Annotated in this window: 1 protein-coding gene; it reads left to right on the top strand. The window is 29.3% G+C overall.

The window, feature by feature from the left end; genetic code table 11:
• Positions 1 to 444 (top strand): hypothetical protein (locus Q0921_RS24970; protein WP_299261894.1); only part of this gene is annotated, 444 nt, incomplete at both ends.

The raw sequence follows: 444 nt of genomic DNA on the forward strand, positions 1-444 counted from the left end.
CATAAAATTGGAGATACAACTTCAATAATACTGACGAAAGAATATTCGATACCTGAAAACGGAGAATTAAAACAAGACAGTACATTCTATTACAAAGGTGTTTTTCTCAATTTATTTACTAAATCCCTATCGTTTTCAAAGAATGATTCTATAAAAAAATTGATTGATAATAAAAAATATGATAGTCGGATAGACTTAGGAAGTGAGGGAAATCCAGATAATGCAAAAATAAGAACTTGGGACTTTAATACTGCAACTAATTATGATTGGTTTCTTGCTGTTGATATGGTGGCATCAAGTGACTTTACAGAAACTAGTCTAATAGGATTCAATAAAAACGTTGGTAATCTTATTGCTCAAGAAGTCTCAATGGAATTAAACAATGTGAAATTAAAAGATTCGATATTGATATTCAAACAAGATTTTTCAGAACCACTAGAGAAT

The organism is uncultured Aquimarina sp., assembly GCF_947496855.1.
In the GTDB taxonomy this organism is placed as follows: domain Bacteria; phylum Bacteroidota; class Bacteroidia; order Flavobacteriales; family Flavobacteriaceae; genus Aquimarina.